Origin of the sequence: Streptomyces ficellus (assembly GCF_030406405.1) — a bacterium.
GTDB lineage: Bacteria > Actinomycetota > Actinomycetes > Streptomycetales > Streptomycetaceae > Streptomyces > Streptomyces ficellus_B.
The window spans coordinates 260,408-275,944 of sequence record NZ_JAUEPL010000002.1 but is presented as its reverse complement, the minus strand read 5'-3'; the positions used below and the strand labels follow the sequence as shown (position 1 = coordinate 275,944).

At 72.1% G+C, this 15,537-nt stretch carries 20 protein-coding genes and 1 riboswitch; of the genes, 6 read left to right on the top strand and 14 right to left on the bottom strand.

Annotated features, from left to right (window positions below; all coding sequences use genetic code 11):
- Nucleotides 1–9: 9 nt before the first annotated feature.
- The 3 genes from QWM81_RS02670 to QWM81_RS02660 form a co-directional block, all read right to left on the bottom strand.
- Nucleotides 10–789 (bottom strand): SGNH/GDSL hydrolase family protein, encoded by a 780-nt coding sequence (locus QWM81_RS02670; RefSeq protein ID WP_290109777.1) that lies wholly within the window; start codon nucleotides 787–789, stop codon nucleotides 10–12.
- A 124-nt stretch (nucleotides 790–913) separates the two neighbouring features.
- Entirely contained in the window at nucleotides 914–1,927 is a 1,014-nt protein-coding gene (locus QWM81_RS02665; RefSeq protein WP_290109776.1) for a hemolysin family protein, read from the bottom strand.
- Complete coding sequence (locus QWM81_RS02660) at nucleotides 1,924–3,429, bottom strand: hemolysin family protein (RefSeq protein ID WP_290109775.1); 1,506 nt, start codon at nucleotides 3,427–3,429, stop codon at nucleotides 1,924–1,926. The genes QWM81_RS02665 and QWM81_RS02660 overlap by 4 nt, the downstream gene beginning before the upstream one ends.
- A gap of 237 nt (nucleotides 3,430–3,666) precedes the next feature.
- Between QWM81_RS02660 and QWM81_RS02655 the strand changes: the two genes are divergently transcribed.
- Both QWM81_RS02655 and QWM81_RS02650 read left to right on the top strand, forming a co-directional pair.
- Nucleotides 3,667–3,900 carry a toxin-antitoxin system HicB family antitoxin gene (locus QWM81_RS02655; RefSeq protein ID WP_290109773.1) on the top strand — a complete coding sequence of 78 codons (234 nt, stop codon included), beginning with the start codon at nucleotides 3,667–3,669 and terminating at the stop codon, nucleotides 3,898–3,900.
- A 19-nt stretch (nucleotides 3,901–3,919) separates the two neighbouring features.
- On the top strand, nucleotides 3,920–4,294 hold the full coding sequence (locus QWM81_RS02650; RefSeq protein ID WP_290109772.1) for a fic family toxin-antitoxin system, toxin component: 375 nt from the start codon (nucleotides 3,920–3,922) through the stop codon (nucleotides 4,292–4,294).
- Between the two features lie 27 nt (nucleotides 4,295–4,321).
- Here QWM81_RS02650 and QWM81_RS02645 read toward each other — a convergent pair whose 3' ends face one another.
- The 5 genes from QWM81_RS02645 to bioB are packed head-to-tail and all read right to left on the bottom strand — an operon-like array spanning nucleotide 4,322 to nucleotide 8,520.
- Complete coding sequence (locus tag QWM81_RS02645; protein ID WP_290109771.1) at nucleotides 4,322–4,984, bottom strand: class I SAM-dependent methyltransferase; 663 nt, start codon at nucleotides 4,982–4,984, stop codon at nucleotides 4,322–4,324.
- A 52-nt stretch (nucleotides 4,985–5,036) separates the two neighbouring features.
- Nucleotides 5,037–5,381 carry a VOC family protein gene (locus QWM81_RS02640; protein ID WP_290109770.1) on the bottom strand — a complete coding sequence of 115 codons (345 nt, stop codon included), beginning with the start codon at nucleotides 5,379–5,381 and terminating at the stop codon, nucleotides 5,037–5,039.
- Nucleotides 5,382–5,383: 2 nt separating this feature from the next.
- Nucleotides 5,384–6,103, bottom strand: a complete 720-nt coding sequence (gene bioD, locus QWM81_RS02635) for a dethiobiotin synthase (RefSeq protein ID WP_290109769.1) — start codon at nucleotides 6,101–6,103, stop codon at nucleotides 5,384–5,386.
- A gap of 1 nt (nucleotide 6,104) precedes the next feature.
- Nucleotides 6,105–7,397: an adenosylmethionine--8-amino-7-oxononanoate transaminase gene (locus QWM81_RS02630; RefSeq protein WP_290109768.1), complete on the bottom strand. Its 1,293-nt coding sequence runs from the start codon at nucleotides 7,395–7,397 to the stop codon at nucleotides 6,105–6,107.
- Nucleotides 7,390–8,520 (bottom strand): biotin synthase BioB, encoded by a 1,131-nt coding sequence (gene bioB, locus QWM81_RS02625; protein WP_290109767.1) that lies wholly within the window; start codon nucleotides 8,518–8,520, stop codon nucleotides 7,390–7,392. Before bioB ends, QWM81_RS02630 begins: the two co-directional genes overlap by 8 nt.
- Before the next feature lie 143 nt (nucleotides 8,521–8,663).
- Between bioB and QWM81_RS02620 the strand changes: the two genes are divergently transcribed.
- Nucleotides 8,664–9,830: an 8-amino-7-oxononanoate synthase gene (locus tag QWM81_RS02620; protein ID WP_290109766.1), complete on the top strand. Its 1,167-nt coding sequence runs from the start codon at nucleotides 8,664–8,666 to the stop codon at nucleotides 9,828–9,830.
- Here QWM81_RS02620 and QWM81_RS02615 read toward each other — a convergent pair.
- Together QWM81_RS02615 and QWM81_RS02610 are read right to left on the bottom strand one after the other, a co-directional pair.
- The gene (locus QWM81_RS02615; RefSeq protein WP_290109765.1) at nucleotides 9,805–10,005 is read right to left on the bottom strand and encodes a DUF397 domain-containing protein; all 201 of its coding nucleotides are present in this window, start codon (nucleotides 10,003–10,005) and stop codon (nucleotides 9,805–9,807) included. The two genes, QWM81_RS02620 and QWM81_RS02615, sit on opposite strands and share 26 nt — an antisense overlap.
- Nucleotides 10,006–10,020: 15 nt before the next feature.
- Entirely contained in the window at nucleotides 10,021–10,890 is an 870-nt protein-coding gene (locus QWM81_RS02610; RefSeq protein ID WP_290109764.1) for a helix-turn-helix domain-containing protein, read from the bottom strand.
- Between the two features lie 437 nt (nucleotides 10,891–11,327).
- Between QWM81_RS02610 and QWM81_RS02605 the strand changes: the two genes are divergently transcribed.
- Nucleotides 11,328–11,759: an ATP-binding protein gene (locus tag QWM81_RS02605; protein ID WP_290109763.1), complete on the top strand. Its 432-nt coding sequence runs from the start codon at nucleotides 11,328–11,330 to the stop codon at nucleotides 11,757–11,759.
- 20 nt (nucleotides 11,760–11,779) lie between these two features.
- On the opposite strand, the gene QWM81_RS02600 is transcribed toward QWM81_RS02605, so the two are convergent.
- The 4 genes from QWM81_RS02600 to QWM81_RS02585 all read right to left on the bottom strand — a co-directional run bounded on the left by QWM81_RS02600 (nucleotide 11,780) and on the right by QWM81_RS02585 (nucleotide 14,269).
- Complete coding sequence (locus QWM81_RS02600; protein WP_290109762.1) at nucleotides 11,780–12,313, bottom strand: DUF6328 family protein; 534 nt, start codon at nucleotides 12,311–12,313, stop codon at nucleotides 11,780–11,782.
- A gap of 46 nt (nucleotides 12,314–12,359) precedes the next feature.
- A complete protein-coding gene (locus tag QWM81_RS02595) occupies nucleotides 12,360–12,836 on the bottom strand; it encodes a C40 family peptidase (protein ID WP_290109761.1) in 477 nt (158 codons plus the stop codon).
- 4 nt (nucleotides 12,837–12,840) lie between these two features.
- Nucleotides 12,841–13,013: riboswitch (cyclic di-AMP (ydaO/yuaA leader) on the bottom strand.
- A gap of 327 nt (nucleotides 13,014–13,340) precedes the next feature.
- Entirely contained in the window at nucleotides 13,341–13,664 is a 324-nt protein-coding gene (locus tag QWM81_RS02590; protein WP_290109760.1) for a hypothetical protein, read from the bottom strand.
- Nucleotides 13,661–14,269 carry a ClpP family protease gene (locus tag QWM81_RS02585; RefSeq protein WP_290109758.1) on the bottom strand — a complete coding sequence of 203 codons (609 nt, stop codon included), beginning with the start codon at nucleotides 14,267–14,269 and terminating at the stop codon, nucleotides 13,661–13,663. The genes QWM81_RS02590 and QWM81_RS02585 overlap by 4 nt, the downstream gene beginning before the upstream one ends.
- 74 nt (nucleotides 14,270–14,343) lie before the next feature.
- Between QWM81_RS02585 and QWM81_RS02580 the strand changes: the two genes are divergently transcribed.
- Together QWM81_RS02580 and QWM81_RS02575 are read left to right on the top strand one after the other, a co-directional pair.
- The gene (locus QWM81_RS02580; protein ID WP_290109757.1) at nucleotides 14,344–14,673 is read left to right on the top strand and encodes a type II toxin-antitoxin system Phd/YefM family antitoxin; all 330 of its coding nucleotides are present in this window, start codon (nucleotides 14,344–14,346) and stop codon (nucleotides 14,671–14,673) included.
- A 547-nt stretch (nucleotides 14,674–15,220) separates the two neighbouring features.
- Nucleotides 15,221–15,523, top strand: a complete 303-nt coding sequence (locus QWM81_RS02575; RefSeq protein WP_290109756.1) for an urease subunit gamma — start codon at nucleotides 15,221–15,223, stop codon at nucleotides 15,521–15,523.
- Nucleotides 15,524–15,537: the final 14 nt, after the last annotated feature.

Below are 15,537 nucleotides of genomic sequence, written 5' to 3'. Positions count from 1 at the left end.
TGTCGCTTGCTACGAGACGTGCGTCTCGTACGGCAGCAGCTCCGGTCGCTTGGCCGGCCGGCCATCGCCCGAGGACCGGCCGGTCAGCCGCCGCGCGATCCACGGCCCCAGGTGCAGGCGGGCGAACCGGGCGTCGCTCACCCGCTGGGCCAGCCAGCGCCCGGGCACGGCCGGGGGCAGTGGGGCGCGCCAGTCGTCCTCCGCCTCCAGGCCCAGCGTCTGCCACACCGCCTCGGCCACCCGCCGGTGCCCCTCCCCGGTCAGGTGCAGCCGGTCCAGGTCCCACAGCCGCGGGTCGCCCAGCACCTCGGCCCCGTACAGGTCGACCACCAGGGCTCCGTGCCGGACGGCCAGTTCGTCGACGTAGGTGAAGAGCTGCTCCATGCGTGGCCGGAACCGTTCCATGACCGGCCCGCGGCGGCCTGGGCTGCGCATCAGCACCAGCCGGCCGCACGACGGAGCCAGCCGTTCCACGGCCTCTTCCAGCAGTCCGCGCACCCTGCCCAGGTCGCACTTCGGGCGCAGCGTGTCGTTGAGCCCGCCGACCAGCGTCACCACGTCCGCCTTCATGGCCGCCGCGATGTCCACCTGCTCCTCGACGATCTGGCCGATCAGCTTTCCGCGTACGGCGAGGTTCGCGTACCGGAAACCGGGGGAGCGGGCGGCGAGGCGGGCGGCCAGCAGGTCGGCCCAGCCCCGGTAGGAGCCGTCGGGCAGCAGGTCCGACATCCCCTCGGTGAAGCTGTCGCCCACCGCGACGAAACTGTTGTAAGTGGCATTCATCTCCATGGCGGAGGGATCGTATCGCGTACCTGCCGTACGTCTCCCGCGCCGCCGAACCGGTCTCCCGACCCCGGGCGTACGGGCGGTACGGGCGGTACGGCGCCGACGACCGGCGGCCGGGAGAAGGGCCTCAGGCCGGCCGGCCCACCAGCTCCCGCAGCACGTCCTCCATGGTGACCAGGCCGGCCAGCTTGCCGTCCTCGTCCAGGACGGCCGCGAGGTGCGTACGGCTGCGCCGCATCGCCGTCAGGACGTCGTCCAGCGGGGTGGCCGCCCGCACCCGGGCGATCGGCCGCATCGCCGACACCGGGAACGGCAGGTCGCGCGGCGTCACGTCCAGCGCGTCCTTGACGTGCAGGTAGCCGAGGATGCGCCGGGTGGAGTCGACCACCGGGAAGCGCGAGAACCCGGAGTCGGCGGCCAGCGCCTCCAGTTCCTCGGGCGTGGTGCCGACCCGGGCGTACACCACCCGCTCCACCGGCATCACCACATCGCGCACCGGACGGCGCCCCAGCTCCAGCGCGTCGTGCAGCCGCTCGGCCGCACGGTCGTCAAGGAGACCCGCGTCGCCAGCGTCCTTCACCATCCGCGCCAGCTCGTCGTCCGAGAAGGTGGCGGAGACCTGGTCCTTGGTGTCCACGCGCAGCAGCCTCAGCAGCGCGTTGGCGAACGCGTTGATGGTGAAGATCACCGGCCGCAGCGTCCGGGCCACCGTCACCAGCGGCGGGCCGAGCAGCAGTGCCGCGCGCGTCGGCTCGGCCAGGGCGATGTTCTTCGGCACCATCTCGCCGAGCAGCATGTGCAGGTACGTCGCCAGGCTGAGCGCGATCACGAAGGAGATCGGGTGCACCAGGCCGTGCGGCACGCCGATCGTGTCGAACACCGGCTCCAGCAGGTGCGCGATGGCGGGCTCGGCGACGACACCGAGCACCAGGGTGGACAGCGTGATGCCGAGCTGCGCCGCCGCGAGCAGCGCCGAGACGTGCTCCAGGCCCCAGATGACGCTGCGCGCCCGCCGGTTCCCGGCCTCGGCCTCGGGCTCGACCTGACTGCGGCGTACGGAGATCATGGCGAACTCCGCGCCGACGAAGAAGGCGTTGACGACCAGCGTCAGAAAGCCGATCAGCAGCTGGATCGCGATCATCGTCCCGCCTCCCCGGAATCGTGCGCCGTCCGGCGATGGGCCTGCGGCCCGCCGGCCCGGGCGTCAGGCGCCCGGCGCCCCCGAGCCCCCGCATCCCCGGCCCCCGAGCCGCGAGCCCCGCTCTCCCCCGAGCCGGCCTCCGGCGTATCGGGCCATCCCGCCCCGGAGAAGGGCGGGTGCGGATGCTCCCGCGCGTCCTGCGCCGGCGCGTGCAGCAGCACGCGCGCCGCGCGCCGGCCGGAGGCGTCCACGACGTCCAGCCGCCAGCCGGCCAGCTCGACGCTGTCGCCGACGGTCGGGATCCGGCCCAGCTCGGTCGCGATGAGCCCGGCCAGGGTCTCGTACGGGCCGTCCGGCACGCGCAGCCCGACCGTCTCCAACTGGTCGGTACGGGCGGCACCGTCCGCCGACCACAGGGGCCTGCCGTCGGCGTCCTCGCCCGCACGCGCCAGGTCCGGCGTCTCGTGCGGGTCGTGTTCGTCGCGTACCTCGCCGACGACCTCCTCGACGATGTCCTCCAGGGTCACGACACCGGCCGTACCGCCGTACTCGTCGATGACGACCGCCATCGTCGTCTTGCCGGACAACTGGTCCAGCAGCCGGTCGACGGTCAGCGTCTCCGGTACGAGCAGCGGCTCGCGGAGGATCTCCAGGACCGGCGTGCGGTGCCTGCGCTCGGCGGGAATCCTCAGGACGTCCTTGATGTGCGCGACGCCGATGACCGAGTCCAGGCCGCCCCGGTAGACCGGGAAGCGCGACAGGCCGGTGGCGCGGGTGGCGTTGGCGACGTCCTCGGCGGTGGCCTGCGCCTCCAGGGCGGTGACCTGCACGCGCGGGGTCATCACGTTCTCCGCGGTCAGCTCGGCCAGGTTCAAAGTCCGTACGAACAGCTCCGCGGTGTCGGCCTCCAGCGCGCCCTCGCGGGCGGAGTGGCGGGCGAGTGCGATCAGCTCCTGCGGGCTGCGCGCGGAGGCCAGCTCCTCGGCCGGCTCCATGCCGAGCCGGTGCACGATCCGGTTGGCGGTGTTGTTGAGGTGGCTGATCAGCGGCCTGAACGCGGCGGTGAAGAGCCGCTGCGGGGTCGCCACCACCTTGGCGACGGCCAGCGGCGAGGAGATGGCCCAGTTCTTGGGGACCAGCTCACCGACGACCATCAGCACGATCGTGGACAGCACCGTACCGATGACCAGGGCGGCCGAGGAGGCCACCGACGACGACAGACCGATGTCCCGCAGCGGCCCGCGGATGAGTTTGGCGATGGACGGCTCGGAGAGCATGCCGACGATCAGGTTGGTGACCGTGATGCCGAGCTGCGCGCCGGAGAGCTGGAAGGTGAGGGAGCGTACGGCCTTCAGGGCGCCCGGCGCTCCTCGCTCCCCCCGCTCGACGGCCCGTTCGAGCTCGCCGCGCTCAACGGTCGTGAGGGAGAACTCGGCCGCGACGAACGCGCCGCACGCGAGGGAGAGCAGCAGCGCCACGAGGAGCAGAAGCACTTCGGTCATCGGTTCACCCCCGTCCCATGGTCCGGTACGGAGGGGTCGGATGCGCGATGTCGGCTACTGGGAGGCTCGCCCATGGGCGGACGCTCACACCTTTCGATCGAGGGTGAATGGTCCTGACTGGTCCACCCATCGTAAAGGAGCAGCAAAGCGATCACTCGTGCGTGACAACTCACTCCGCCATGGGCTCGCGCCCGGATGCTCTTGCCGGTGCTAGCGGGAACGCGCTAGCGTGAGCGTGTGGCCAAGACCCAGCTGAACGTACGCGTCGACGAGACCACCGCCGAAGCCGCCCGCCGCCGGGCGCAGCAGCGGGGCGTGAGCGTCAACCGGTACATCGAGGAGCTCGTCCAGCAGGACGCGGGCGAGGCGGGACGCACCTTCGTGGAGGCCGCGGCCGATTTCATGAAGCAGTACGAGTCCCTCTTCGCGGAGGAGTTCGGCGACCGGGACCGTACGCCCGGCAAGCGCTGACGGCGGACACCCTGCCCGTATGAACCTCTCGATCGACCTCGCCTGGCTCCTCATGATCGCCGAGCACAAGACGCCGGGCGACCCCCACGTCACCGACTGGGGCGCACTCGTCGCCGCCGTGAGCCGGCACGACGCGGAGATCTTCGGCGTACCCGTCTACCGCGACCCGCACTCGCGCGCGGCCGCACTGCTCCAACTCCTGCTGCACGTCCCGGCGCTGGAACACTCCAACGCCATGTACGCCTCCGCCGTCGCGTACGGCTACCTCGTCGCCTCCGGGCTGAAGGTCGTCACCTCGCCCGAGCAGGTCCGGGACCTGGCCCGGCTGGTCAAGGCCGGCCAGGCGGACGTCCGCGCCATCGCCGCCGAGCTGCGCCGCTGGAGCGAGTCGTAACCGATCGGTCCCGGCACGGCGCAGGTCCTACCCCGGGCGGCGCGCCACGCCCAGGACGCAGGGCGAGGTGGGCAGCCGCACGCCCTTCTCCGGTACGCGCAGTCTGCGGTACGTGACGATCTCGAACCCCGCAGCCTCGATCGCTGCCAGGGCGTCCCGCGCCGTGTGGCAGCCGCCGAACAGCACCGGCCACACCGTGCGGTCCAGCGCCCGCTGCATCCGGGCCATCGCCCGCCCCTCGGCCACCCCGTGCTCGAAGAACCGCAGCTCACCGCCCGGCCGCAGCACCCGCCGCAACTCCGCCAGCGCCCGCGGAACGTCCCGTACCGTACACAGCACCAGCGACGCGACCGCCGCGTCGAACCCCTCGCTCTTGACCGGCAGCGCCTCCGCCACCCCCGGCACCACGTCCACCGGCACCTCCGCGCGCAGCGCCGCGCCGACCGCCAGCTGCCGCAGCCGGCGCTCCGGTTCGATGGCGACGACCTCCGACACCGTGCCCGGGTAGTGCGCGAAGTTCAGGCCGTTGCCCGCGCCGATCTCGATGACCCGCCCCGACAGGCCGCTCAGCAGCTCCCCGCGGTGCGCGGCGATCCCGCCCTTGGTGTCCGCGGCCACACTGACCCGTGCGTAGAAGCGGGCGAAGACGGGGTGGTGGACGGTGTCCCGGTGGTGGACGGTGTCCCGCATCGCGGGCCTCCTTGCGAGAGGGGCAGGTGTGGACACCGTCAGTTTCCCCCCGTCAGCCGCCCACGAAGCAGAACTCGTTGCCCTCCGGGTCGCGCAGCACCTGGAAGTAGCCGTGGTCGTCCGTCACGATGCCGCCGGCCCGTACCGCCCCGAGCCCTACCGCCCAGGTCGCGGCGGCGTCCACGTCGCCCGCCTCCAGGTCCAGATGGAGCCGGTTCTTCACCGCCTTGCCCTCCGGTACGCGCTGGAAGGCGACCCGCGGGAAGCCGGGAGGGTCGACGTACGACCAGTCCGGGCTCCGGTCCACCGGCTCGCCGCCCAGCAGCGCGGCCCAGAACCGGACCAGCGCCGCCGGGTCGGCGCAGTCGAACACGATCTCGTTGACAGAAGCACGCATGGTCAGGAGCCTACGGCCGCGGCGAACACCGCCGCATCCCAGTGGCCGCCGAGCTCCGGGGCCAGCCACCCGGCCGCCCGCGCACGGAAGTCCGCCACGGCCAGCGCCCCGGCGCCGGCCGGCACCGCACCCAGCAGTGGCGCCCCGGCCACCTCCGGCAGGTCGGTCACATTGCACCGTTCCGCCAGCCCCGGCGCCTCCGGCCAACTCCCGACGACCACCCCGAGCTGGGTCAGCCCGCGCGCCCGCAATGCCTCACCGGTGAGCGTGGCCATGTTGAGCGTGCCGAGCCCGGCGGGGGCCACCACCAGCACCGGCGCGCCCAGCAGCCGAGCGGCGTCCGCGAGCGTGCGGCCCTCCTCGTCGTACCGCACCAGCAGCCCGCCCGCGCCCTCCACCAGGACCAGGTCGTGCTCATCGGCCAGCTTCCGGGCGGCCTCGGCCACCTCGCCCGGCCCGACCGGCGCCATTCCCGCCCGCCGCGCGGCCGTCGCCGGGGCCAGCGGCTCGGGGAACCGCGCCAGTTCGACGGGCGTGACGCCGTCCCCGGCGAGCCGTACGACCTCGTCGGCGTCACCCCGCTCGCCCGGCCCCACCCCGGTCTGCGCGGGTTTCAGCACGGCCACCGACCGCCCCGCCGCCCGCGCCACCGCCGCCACGGCCGCCGTGACCACGGTCTTGCCGATCTCCGTCCCGGTGCCACTGACCACCAGTACCGTCATCTCAGCCCTCCCGCGCCGCCGCGCACACCGCGCGGCAGATCCGTGCCAGGTCCTCGTCGCCCGTGACGTACGGCGGCATCACGTACACCAGGTCGCGGAACGGCCGCAGCCACACGCCCTCGCGCACCGCCGCCGCCGTCGCGGCCGCCATGTCCACCGGATGGTCGAGCTGTACGACGCCGATGGCACCGAGCGCGCGCACCTCACGCACCCCCGGCAGCTCGGCCGCCGGAGCCAGCCCGTCCAGCAGCCCCGTCTCGATCCGCTTGACCTCCCGCGCCCAGTCCTGGCCCAGCAGCAGGTCGATCGAGGCACAGGCCACGGCCGTCGCCAGCGGGTTGCCCATGAACGTCGGCCCGTGCGCCAGCACCGGTACCTCGCCCCGCGAGATGCCCTCTGCCACGCGCGCGGTGCACAGGGTCGCCGCCAGCGACAGGTAGCCGCCGGTCAGCGCCTTGCCCACGCACATGACATCGGGCGCCACGCGCGCGTGCTCCGCCGCGAAGAGGGTGCCCGTGCGCCCGAAACCGGTAGCGATCTCGTCGAACACCAGCAGCACGTCGTGCGCGTCGCACGCCTCCCGCAGCACCCGCAGATACGCCGGGTCGTGGAACCGCATCCCGCCCGCGCCCTGCACCACCGGCTCCACGATCACGGCGGCCACCTCGTCCGCGTGCCGCCCGATCAGCTCGCGCAGCTCATCGGCGTACGACTCCTCGTATGCGACCGGCGGCGGACCCGCGAAGACCTGCCGCGGCAGCACCCCGGACCACAGCTCGTGCATGCCGCCCTCGGGGTCGCACACCGACATCGGCTGCCAGGTGTCGCCGTGGTAGCCACCCCGCCAGGTCAGCAGCCGCCGCTTCGCCGGGCGCCCGAGCGAGCGCCAGTGCTGGAGGCACATCTTCACCGCGACCTCGACCGACACCGAGCCCGAGTCGCACAGGAACACATGCCGCAGCGGCTCCGGCGTGATCTCCACCAGCCGGGTCGCCAGCCGCACGGCGGGCTCGTGGGTGAGCCCGCCGAACATCACATGGCTCATCCGGTCCAGCTGCCCGCGCGCCGCCTCGTTGAGCACCGGGTGGTTGTAGCCGTGGATGGCGGACCACCAGGACGACATGCCGTCGACCAGTTCGTCCTGCCCGTGCGCCGGTTCGGCGAGCCGCAGCCGTACCCCGGAGGCGGACTCCACGACCAGCGGATCGGTACGGCCGGGCATGGGGCCGTACGGATGCCAGACGTGCGCCCGGTCCAGGGCGATCAGCTCGGCCGGCGGGAGCGGCTCAGGCATTGGGCGCGAGGTCGGTGCCGGCGCCCCGGCGGCGTACCGCCACCAGGTCGGTACGGGCGGCGGGCACCTCCGGCGCCTCGTCCGACGAGCACAGGGAGCCCGAACCACAGCCGCCCTCCGCCCGGTGCTCGGGCAGCGTCGTCGTGTCCGTACCCTCCACCTCGAACCCGGCGTCCGCGATCATGTCCAGGTCGGCCTTGCCGGCCTGGCCCTCACTGGTGAGGTAGTCGCCCAGGAAGATCGAGTTGGCGAGGTGCAGCGCGAGCGGCTGGAGCGTGCGCAGGTGCACCTCGCGGCCGCCCGCGAGCCGGACCTCCACGTCGGGGCAGACGAACCGCACCATGGCCAGGATGCGCAGCGCGCGCTGCGGCGTCAGGTTCCACTCCTTGGCCAGCGGCGTGCCCTCGAACGGGATCAGGAAGTTCACCGGCACCGAGTCCGGGTCCAGCTCGCGCAGCGCGAAGACGACGTCGACCAGGTCCTCGTCGCTCTCGCCCATGCCCGCGATCAGCCCGGAGCAGGCGGACAGGCCCGCCGCGTGCGCCTTCTGCACGGTGTCGACGCGGTCCGCGTAGGTGTGGGTGGTGGTGATGTCCCCGTATGTCCCCTCGGACGTATTGAGGTTGTGGTTGTACGCGTCGGCGCCCGCCGACCGCAGCCGCTCCGCCTGGCCGTCCGAGAGCAGCCCGAGGCACGCGCACACCTCGACGCCCTCGTTCTCCTCCTTGATCGCCTCGATGGTCTTCGAGACACGGTCGACGTCCCGGTCCGTCGGCCCCCGGCCGCTGGCCACCAGGCAGACCCGCTTGGCGCCGCCCGCGACACCCGCGGCGGCCGCCTTCGAGGCCTCCTCCGGCTTCAGCCAGGTGTACTTGAGGATCTCGGCCTTCGAACCGAGCCGCTGCGAGCAGTACGAGCAGTCCTCCGGGCAGAGCCCGGACTTGAGGTTGACCAGGTAGTTGAGCTTCACCCGCCGCCCGAACCACTGACGGCGGACCTTCCCGGCCGCGGCCACCACATCCAGCAGCTCGTCGTCGGAGGTCGCCAGCACGGCGAGCGCTTCTTCGCGGGTCGGCAGCTCGCGCCGAAGCCCCTTCTCCACCAGCGTGTTCAGCAGGTCCATGGCGCTGATCCTGGCCTACGGCACGGCCCCGGGCCAAGGAGGAACTCCACAGGAGAGCCGGTTTCGAGTGTGTGTATAACCACACTCCGGCCGCACCCCACCACCATTAGGGTCTGTTCGCTGTCTACAAAAGGACCCGAGACATGCCCCAGGCCCCATTCGACTGGACCGATACCGAGGCGCGCCGCCGCGCGGACGCCGGTCTGGTCCGTACGCTGCGCCCCCGCCCCGCCGAGCCCGATGTGCTGGACCTCGCGAGCAACGACTACCTCGGGCTCACCCACCACCCGGACATCACCGCCGCGGCCGCCGCGGCCGCCCGCCGCTGGGGCGCGGGCGCCACCGGCTCGCGCCTGGTGACCGGCACCACCGAGCTCCACGCGGAGCTGGAGCGGGAGCTCGCCGCGTTCTGCGGGTTCGAGGCCGCGCTCGTCTTCTCGTCCGGGTACGCGGCGAACCTCGCCGCCCTCACCGCGCTCAGCGCCCACGGCTCGCTGATCGTCTCCGACGCGGGCAACCACGCCTCGATCGTGGACGGCTGCCGGCTCTCGCGCGCCGAGACCGCGGTCGTCCCGCACGCCGACCCCGCCGCCGTCGCCAAGACCCTGGAGGCCCACCCCGGCCGCCGGGCCCTGGTCGTCAGCGACTCGGTGTTCTCGGTGGACGGTGACGCGGCGCCGCTGGGCGGTCTCGCGGCGGCCTGCCGGGCGCACGGGGCGGCGCTGGTGGTGGACGACGCCCACGGCCTCGGGGTGCTGGGCGAGGGCGGGCGCGGGGCGCTCGACGCGGCCGGGCTCGCGGGCGGCGCGGACGTGGTCGCCACGCTCACCCTCTCCAAGTCCCTCGGCAGCCAGGGCGGAGCGGTACTCGGCCCGGCGCGGGTCATCGACCACCTGGTCAACGCCGCCCGTACGTTCATCTTCGACACGGGCCTCGCCCCGGCGGCCGTGGGCGCCGCGCTGGCGAGCCTGCGGCTGCTGCGCGGCGAGCCGGGCCTGGCCGTCCGTGCGCGTACGGTCGCGGCCACCCTGCACGCCCGGCTCACCGCCGCCGGCCTGACCGCCGTGCGGCCGGACGCCGCCGTCGTGTCCGTCCGCGCCCCTTCGCCGGAAGCGGCCGTGCGATGGGCCGCCGACTGCCGCGCCGAGGGGCTGGCGGTCGGCTGCTTCCGGCCGCCGTCGGTGCCGGACGGCATCTCGCGCCTGCGGCTCACCGCCCGGGCGGACTTGACGGCGGATCAGATCGAGACGGCCGTGGCCACGATCCTGCGGACGGCGCCGCCCGTCAGCCCGCCTCCTTCAGAGAGGTGACGAACGACGCCCAGGCCGCCCCGGAGAACCGCAGCGGCGGCCTGGTGGTGTTCTTCGAGTCCCGTACGGCGAGTTGTGCGGCGCCGAGGCGGGCGGCCTCGACGCAGTTGTTCATGCCGACGCTGCGGCTGCTGCGCCGCCAGCTGAGGCTGGTCTGTGCGAGGTAAGCAGACATGTGGGGTGCCTCTCCCTACGCGCCGTCACCGATCCCGGCGATGAGTTCCGACGTGTCCTCGGGCGACAGGGCGTGCGCCTGCATGGTGCGGAACGCGGCGCAGTACGCCTCAAGGTCTTCCGTGCGTTCGAGATAGAGGCTACTCGTCAAGTGGTCAAGAGCAACCACGTCCAGATCAGAAATGTTCGGAAAGGAGAAGATAACGAAAGACCCGGAGAGGCCGACGTACCCGCCCATGGAGAACGGCAGTACCTGTAGCCGCACATGAGGCAGCCGCGCCAGCTCCACCAGCCGCCGCAACTGCTCCCGCATCACCCGCGGACCGCCCACCTGCCGCCGCAGCACCGCCTCGTCGAGGACCGCCTCCAGCCGCAGCGGCGGATCACCGTGCAGGACCTCCTGGCGTGCGATCCGCACCCGCACCAACGAGTCGACCGTCGCCGCCGGCAGCCCCTCCAGCGCCGCCCGCGTCACCGCCCGCGCGTAGGCCGGCGTCTGCAACAACCCCGGCACCACCGACGTCTCCAGCGTCCGCGCCGTGCACGCCTGCGCCTCCAGGCTGATGAAGTCCTGGTACGGCGGCGGGATCACGCCCCGGTACGCATGCCACCACCCCGTCCCGCCGGCGTCCGCCGCCGCCCCGGTCAGCGCCTCCAGCAGCGCGCGCAGCCGGGCGTCCCGGACCCCGTAGGCGTCCAGCAACCGCGTCACATCGGCGCTGGTCACCCCGCTCGCACCCGTCTCGATCCGGCTCACCTTCGACTGGTGCCAGCCGACCAGCCGCGCGGCCTCCCGGCTGGTGAGGCCCGCACCCAGGCGCAGCCCGCGCAACTCCTCACCGAGCTTGCGCCGACGCACCGCCGGGCCGTGCCGCGCGCCCCGCATGACCGCCTCCTCCCGACCTAGGTCGCGTCCGCAAAGTCCCGTCTGCCCGTCGACGCCTGGCACGCGCGCTCGCGGCGTTGTCGTCAGTCGCCAATGTCCCCCGTAGCCCTTCGGGCACGGGAGGTGCCCCCACCGCAGTGGCTCCTTCCTCCGCCTTGCGATCGCACGCACCAGACGCCGCCGGGCCCGCCCTGCGGGCGGACGACGCTACTTTGCGGACACTCCCTAGGGCCAACCCGTCAGTTTGCCGTCCACATCCGTTCTCGCGTCGCAGAGTTCACCGCTTCGAGCGACAGATATATGCACATCTTGGGGGATCGCCCCCGCCGGGGGCGACATCAGTGGCAGTCTGGCGCGAAGCACAATCCGAGGCCGTCCTCACAAAACATCCGCGTCATGTCGGAGTCCGGCCCCGGTGGGAAAGGGACAGCCTCGCCATGGCAGACCATCAGGAAGCATCCGTCACTCTGCCGAGCGATCCCGCCTCGGTCTCCGCCGCCCGCAGATACGTGGCGGGCGTCCTCGCGGAATGGGGCCTCCCCGACGAGGCCGACACGGCCGATACGGTCCGGCTGATCGTCTCGGAACTCGCCACCAACGCCGTCCAGCACACCTTCGGCCAGTCACCGACCTTCACGGTCGACGTACGTCTCGAACGCGACGAGCGGCTGCGCATCGGCGTCACCGACAGCCACCCGCGCTGGCCGCAGCGGCTGCCCGCCGCCGTGCAGCAGGACAACGGCCGCGGGATGGTCATCATCCGCTGGCTCACCGCGGAGTGCGGGGGCCGGCTCTCGGTCACCCCGACCAAGGAGGGCGGCAAGACGGTCTGGATCGCCCTGCCCTGGACGGCCCCCGTCCAGAGCTGAGATCCAACCCTCACGATCCGTTACCGGCGGCGCGTTCGCCGCCCTTGGTGCGGTCCTTCCGGCTGCGGTGGCGCGACGCCGAGCCGGCGCCGTACGAGGTGGGGCAGCACGCCCCACAGCCCGACGCACACCAGCAGCGTGAACCCGCCCGCCGCCAGCCCCTCGGGCCTGCCGTACACCACGTCCACGACCAGCAGCACCGAGCAGGTCAGCGTCAGCGCCAGGACGGCCAGCCCGATCCTGGCCAGCCGTGACGAGATGGACACGATCCGTGCCTTGGCGCCCCGCTGGAAGAGCGTCCGGTGCAGTGCGGCCGGGGCGGTGAACAGCGTTGCCGCCACCACGGCCAGCAGCAGCGTCCCCACGTACGTGCCTCGCTGGTAGGAGTCGAGGAAGGCGAACCGGGGGGTGAAGGCCAGGGTCAGCAGGAAGGCGAACAGGATCTGGATGCCCGTCTGGGTGACGCGCAGTTCCTGGAGCAGCTCGGCGAAGTTGCGGTCGGCACGCTCCAGGGGCGTCTCGTTACGCGCGGTACAGGGGCTCTCGCCGGACATTTGGGACGAGTACCCCCGTACCACGGATCATGCCCTGCCACGGGGATCAGCGCACCCGGCCGTACCAGACCGACTTCGACCAGATCTTGTCCAGCTTCACCACGGAACCCGACTTCGGTGAGTGCCAGATCTTGTTGTTACCCGCGTAGATCCCGACGTGGTAGACGCTGCTCCCACGGTGGAAGAACACGAGGTCGCCCTTGACCCGGCTGGAGGCGGAGATGTGGCGCGTCTTGTTGTACTGCTGCTGCGCGGTGCGCGGCAGGCTCTTGCCGGCCTTCTTGTACGCGTAGAGCGTCAGGCCGGAGCAGTCGAACCGGGACGGGCCCGCCGCTCCGTACCTGTACGGTGCGCCCTTCTTGGACGCGGCGATGTTCAGTGCCTTGGTCGCGTGCGCCGGTGCGGCCTGTGCCTCGGATGTGGCGCCGGGCGCCAGCATCGTGCCGCCGACGGCGGCGAGGGTGAGTGCCGAGACGGCACCGGCCCGGGACAGCAGAGACGGGACATGAATCTGCGCGGTCATAGCGCAACCCTTCGTCAGCCGCCTGTGAAGGATGACCTGTCGGGTTCGGGCTGGCGAAGTTGCCCGGCCGCTGACGCGGCTTCACCCCAAGGACGACCGGCTGGACGAACATCGTCCGGTCACCCGTACTGCTTGGGTCCTCCACTCCTGCCGATCCACTCCTGTCGACCAGTCATCCGGACGGCGGCAGGACTCGGCGTCCGCCCGGACCGCCCCGCCGCGGCGGCGGGGGCTTGTCGTCAGACGGATCTTGACCCATGGCGCGGGGAAATTCCGAGTCGAAACGGCCTTTTGTGAGGCTCCTCACGACTGATCCGTTCGGGTGGACAGAGGTGATTTGGCCTCGTCCGGCGTAGGCCTGACGATCCCCGTACCAGGGGTGGAAGCTGATATTCCGCCAGATGAGTAGTGCACGTGCGCAACTCGCGCCGTACGAAATTCGTCCGCTTGCGTACGCTGAACGAGGGAGCGTTTCTCGTACTCCTGAGCCCATCCGGGCGAGCCCTACGTCGGTCCCATGCCTCGATCCTGAGGCACCGTCACGCGACCCGCGCGCCGTTCGCCGTCAAGGACCCGCAGCGCGCGCGCCAGCGTATGGGCATGCACCTCGCTCTCGCCGCGCTCGTGCATCGAGGTCAGGGCGTCGCGGAGCGCCGTCGCGCGCCCGACGAGGGCCTGCGCCGCGCGCAGGGCGCCGTAGGTGTGGGTGGAGCGCGCCGGGTTGATGCGCCCCAGCAGGTCGACCACTTCGAGCCAGCTGTCGACGAACGCGCATTCGGCACGGGTGAGGGCGGGGAGCGGCGGAGGTTCCGGGGCAGCAACGCTCACCTCTTACGGCTGGGGACGACGTGGTCCACGAGGCCGTACGTCACCGCGGCGGACGCGTCGAAGACCGTGTCGCGCTCGATGTCGGCGTCGATGCGCTCACGGCTCTGACCGGTGTGGCGGGCCAGCATCGTGGCGAGTTGCTCGCGCAGCCGCAGCAACTCCCGGGCGTGGATGTCCAGATCGCTCGGCTGACCCCGCAACGGCTCTTCCATCGCCGGCTGCCGGACGAGCACCCGGGCGCCGGGCAGGGCCATGCGCTTGCCGGGCGTGCCGGCGGCGAGCAGGACGGCGGCGGTCGACGCGGCCTGGCCGATGCACGTCGTCTCCACGTCGCAGTTGATGACCTGCATCGTGTCGTAGATCGCCGACATGGCGCTGATGGGGCCGCCGGGGGAGTTGATGTAGAGCGAGATGTCCCGGTCCGGAGCGGCGTACTCCAGGTGCAGGAACTGCGCGATGACGTCGTTGACCGCGGTGTCGTCGATGGGGGTGCCGAGGAAGATGATCCGCTCCTCCAGCAGCCGGGAGTACGGGTCGAGGCTGCGGGTTCCGGTGCTGGTGCGTTCGGTGAACTCGGGCAGCACATAGCGCGCGGCGTGGTTCATGACGGTGACCTCCTCTATGCCTGCATGCTTCTGTGCAAAATGTACAGGACGTACAGGCCGTTATGATGGGGAGCATGGCCTACGAGATTCCGGTGACGCAAGCCCGCGCAGAGCTCGCCGAACTGATCAACCGCGTCGTCTACGGCGGCGAGCGGGTGGTCGTGACCCGTCACGGCAAGCCGCTCGTGGCCCTGGTATCGGCCGCTGACCTGGAGCGACTCGAAGCGGAGCAGGAGGCGGCGCAAGCCCCGGCGCAGGAGCAGGTGATCCGCTCCGTCTCCACCGTCCGTGACGTTCCGTCCGCTCCCGGCGAACGCGGCCGCTTCGGTATCGCCGCGGAACACCGGCCGGGCGGCGACGCGTCGGGGTACCGGCCCGGAGGCCCGCGGCGCCCGGACGCCTGACGGGCCCGGGGGCCGGGGGCGCCCGACATGCCGGCTGGGCCCGGAGGGCGGGGGTGTCCGACGTGCCGGCTGGCCCGGAGGCCGAGGGCGTTCGGCACGCCTGACGGGCCCGGTACCGGGTGAGGACGCGCGCCCGGTGCGCTACAGCGGGGACACGCGGCCGGTCGGGTGGGGCGCGCGGGACCGGGCGGGCCAGCGGGTCGAACCGCGCGTGCCGGTTCGTGGGGCGGGCCCGCTCGCGCGGTCGCGGTGAGCGGTCGCGGCCCTCGCGGTCCGGCGACCACGGCGCTCCGTATACGACCCGCTCCTCGATGGCGGTACGGGCGGCGCTGCTTCCGCTCCGTACCCGTCTCCGACCTCCAGGACCGGCTGCGCGGCCTGATGTCCATGGCCGGGCAAAGGGCCGGTTAACCTCCCGGAAAAACTTCTGCCCGAGATTGAAATATCTCTCCGCCACACTCGTTATCGCAGGTCAACAGAGTGTTGAAGCCGGATAGGGTCCCGCTGCGCCCGGGACCGGATCCGGCGGGAGACTGTGAGGTGGAATGTGCAACTGACCCCGCACGAGCAGGAGCGCCTGCTCATTCATGTGGCCGCCGACGTGGCGGAGAAGCGCAGGGCGCGCGGGGTGAGGCTCAACCACCCCGAGGCCGTCGCCCTCATCACCTCCCACATCCTGGAGGGTGCCCGCGACGGCCGCACGGTGGCCGAGCTCATGGCGTCCGGGCGCAAGGTGCTCAGCCGTGACGACGTCATGGACGGCATCGCCGAGATGATCCGCGACGTCCAGGTCGAGGCCACTTTCCCGGACGGCACCAAGCTCGTCACCGTCCACGACCCGATCGTCTGACGGGGGAGTACCAC